The organism is uncultured Planktosalinus sp., assembly GCF_963973675.1.
Taxonomy (GTDB): domain Bacteria; phylum Bacteroidota; class Bacteroidia; order Flavobacteriales; family Flavobacteriaceae; genus Planktosalinus.
This window is the reverse complement of sequence record NZ_CAXBAN010000329.1, coordinates 1-3,034: the sequence shown is the minus strand read 5'-3', so window position 1 is coordinate 3,034 and position 3,034 is coordinate 1. Positions and strand designations below refer to the sequence as shown.

Annotated in this window: 3 protein-coding genes; 1 reads left to right on the top strand and 2 read right to left on the bottom strand. The window is 39.6% G+C overall.

Annotated features, from left to right (window positions below; translation table 11 throughout):
* The coding region (locus AACY61_RS11420; protein ID WP_339611707.1) for a TaqI-like C-terminal specificity domain-containing protein at positions 1 to 594 on the top strand (594 nt) is incomplete at its 5' end.
* 319 nt (positions 595 to 913) lie between these two features.
* On the opposite strand, the gene AACY61_RS11415 is transcribed toward AACY61_RS11420, so the two are convergent.
* Together AACY61_RS11415 and AACY61_RS11410 are read right to left on the bottom strand one after the other, a co-directional pair.
* A complete protein-coding gene (locus AACY61_RS11415; RefSeq protein WP_339611706.1) occupies positions 914 to 2,191 on the bottom strand; it encodes a HipA domain-containing protein in 1,278 nt (425 codons plus the stop codon).
* Positions 2,184 to 2,510: a helix-turn-helix transcriptional regulator gene (locus AACY61_RS11410; protein WP_339611705.1), complete on the bottom strand. Its 327-nt coding sequence runs from the start codon at positions 2,508 to 2,510 to the stop codon at positions 2,184 to 2,186. Before AACY61_RS11410 ends, AACY61_RS11415 begins: the two co-directional genes overlap by 8 nt.
* Between the last annotated feature and the right edge of the window lie 524 nt (positions 2,511 to 3,034).

Genomic DNA, 3,034 nt, shown 5'->3' with positions numbered 1-3,034 from the left:
TCTAAAATTATCTTCCCAAACCTTCAAAACAAGAATAAGTTTTCTTTAGACAGTAAAGGTGTATATATAAATGCTCCCGCAGTCTTTCTACCCTCTGATAGCAAAGCTTTGTTATGTATTCTTAATTCTAAATTGGTTTGGGAGTTTTTAAAGTCTATTTGTGTCGTTAGAAGTGGCGGCTATATTGAAGTAAAACCTCAGTACTTTGAACAAATACCAATTCCGGAACTTAAAAATGAAGAAGCTTTTGAGAGAATTGCTGATGAGATAATAGACAAAACCTCTCAGCTACAAAAATCTGTTTCAGGTTTTACAAACCTACTTCAATCTAAGTTTCCTTTAGAAAAACTCACCAAAAACCTCCAGTCATGGCACGAGTTGGATTTCGGCGGTTTTTTAAAAGAGCTCAAAAAAGCCAAGGTACAATTAACCCTGAGTGAAGAAGCCGAGTGGATGAGTTATTTCAATGAGCAAAAACAAAAAGCCACCGCTTTGCAACAAGAGATTGATCGTGTGGACAAGGAGATAGACCAGATGGTGTATGCGTTGTATGGATTGACGGAGGAGGAGATTGGTATTGTGGAGGGGTCTTAGTTGTTGACTTAGGACTGCAAGACTTATGACGTAAGACGGGTTTTTAGAATAGAGAAAGTAGAGTAGAGAAAAGAGACTGCTTACAGCTTTCAGCTATACATTAAAAACCAAGGTAAATTTTCCTGAAAACAAATAAAAAGGAAGCAAAGTTTGTGGGGCCCCAACCACGCTAGCGTGTCCGCCGTAAGTTTACTGAAGGAGGAAGCGGAGATCTAAGCGAGCAATGCCGCTACATTTCAAAAACTGGTGCACTATTTTCGGAAATTATACACAAGTCTGTGGAGAAAAATCCAATTAATGTTTGGTCATAGAACCAGTCTTACCCTTTGGTCGTTTTAAAAGCCATAGCCTTCAATTCTTGCTCAACGCGTGGAATTCTATATTTTATGGCAATTTCCTTCCAACCTGAAACTGCTTGCAATACTTCTTCTATTATTTCAGTGGCTCTTGTCTCGGTTAATCTAAAATATGATGCTACTTCCAACGCAAGATTTAAATCTAACGAATTATCCTCATCAGAAATGTTTAGTTTTAATCCGGCACCGGTTTCAACCGGGTTAATATCATAAGCCGGCGATAATACCCAGCCGTTATGGGTTAATAAAAAGCCATGATTCCGTAAATGGTCATCTGTATTGGAAACACAAATACTAAACACAATTCTTCTCCAAAGCTGCTCAAGGTCCTGGTCCACCCGGGCACCATGTTTCAGAATAAAATCCACAAGCTCTAAATAACTGGCTCCGTCTGAGTAATCTTGACCATCAGTATATCCAAGCATAGTCATAGCAGAGGCAAAATGTATTCGCTGCCCTTCATTCCCACGATCAAATCGCTTCGTGAGAAACGTATAAAAATCAGAAGAGAATTTTTGTGCTTTTGATTCGGCCATAGTGATTCCTGCTAACACGGCCAGTTCATAAGTAACAATCTCCCATCCTCCAATATCTCCCTGATCATTCCTACTCGGAAACTTGGCTATCCAAAGGCCGCCATCATTATCTATGATACTAGCTTTAGGCCTTGCTCCACCCAATGATGCCCCGGGTGCCATAAGCTTACTTAACCATTTTAAATAGTCAGGATCATCAATAACATCCTCCTCCTCCAGCCTTAAACTTATTTGTTCCAATTCTCTAAGAGAAGCCCAGGGTGGGCTGGCCATTCTTTTATTATCATTTAAAAAGGGGCCATCTTCTTCTAACTTAAATCGAAGGCCACCCATTCTATGACCGTCATAAACTCCAAGTAGATAATCGGTTTCAAACAACTTCTTTTCGTCCCGCTCTTCAGCTCTGGCAAGAGCAGCTTCTCTTCGGCGCATTAAAATTCGGCCCCACCGGTCTGGCGAGGAATCCAGGAATATTCCAAAATTATCTTGTCCCTCATTTAGATAATGCAACCCCCTGTATAACTGCAGGCTTGGATCTAACAATTGTGCGGGTTCACTTTGCAACCACGCATCATTATATTCAAAAGAAAATACCTCTTTACCCTTTAGTCGTTCAGAATATAACAAACCCATAAGTGAAGGATGTTCCATCCCTGCCCAGTGTGCATAGACACGTAAAGCACTTTTATTAGTTTGCTTAGTCATTCTTAGCTTTTCGTTTTGGTGCTCGCTCGTTTGTACTAATGTTGGCATCCTGTAATTTTCTTCCTAATTCATCATCCTTAGCCAGTAATAGAAAGTCTTTTTCCAATCCCAACACCTGCAAGACCAACAAATAAGAACCAATACTCACTGTTGGCTTACCCTGCTCAATGGCAGTCAAGGTTGGCCTGCTAATATTAGCACGCTCAGCCACTTGTTCAGCACTGTATTTTCTTCTCAAACGGGCAAGTTTAATATTCTCACCCATTTCATCAAGAATCCTTCTTGTTTTTGGTAATATTACAATTTTCTTCTTAGTCATAACACAAAATATATTTTACAAATATAGTCTTTTTTGTTAATTATATTTAGCATTACACAAAAATCCCCGCGAAGGAGGGAAATCGAAGATTCAACGTAGTTACATCGAAGATTCAACGTAGTTACATCGAAGATTCAACGTAGTTAATCTCGTCCTTAGAAAAACCAAGCAAGAGTTCACTGCCAAATCAAAGCACAGCAAGGCGTGCATAGAAAATGTGCTCACTAACTTGTATTAAGTTTGTATAGTATTGTAGGGTTTTTAAAAATCTCTTCAATGACCCTTGACAATCATCAGTATTGCACTTAATGTGTCAATCACAACAATTTAAATCATTTACAAATTCCTTATCTTAGTTACCAAATCATCAATCGTTAATCCCATGTGCTTCCACACCTCACAAATAAAAAAAGTAAGCGCCCTTGAAAGCAGGTTCCAAGTGGCATTGCACAAAGAAGCTACCCGAACGCTGTTTGACACGCCCGTTTTTCACCACAACGGTTTTGCCCACCCTCCTATGCTCC

Excerpts from the sequence above, each read along its gene's own strand:
- AACY61_RS11410 (WP_339611705.1), bottom strand. The coding sequence starts at position 2,510 with ATGACTAAGAAGAAAATTGTAATATTACCAAAAACAAGAAGGATTCTT.
- AACY61_RS11415 (WP_339611706.1), bottom strand. The coding sequence starts at position 2,191 with ATGACTAAGCAAACTAATAAAAGTGCTTTACGTGTCTATGCACACTGG.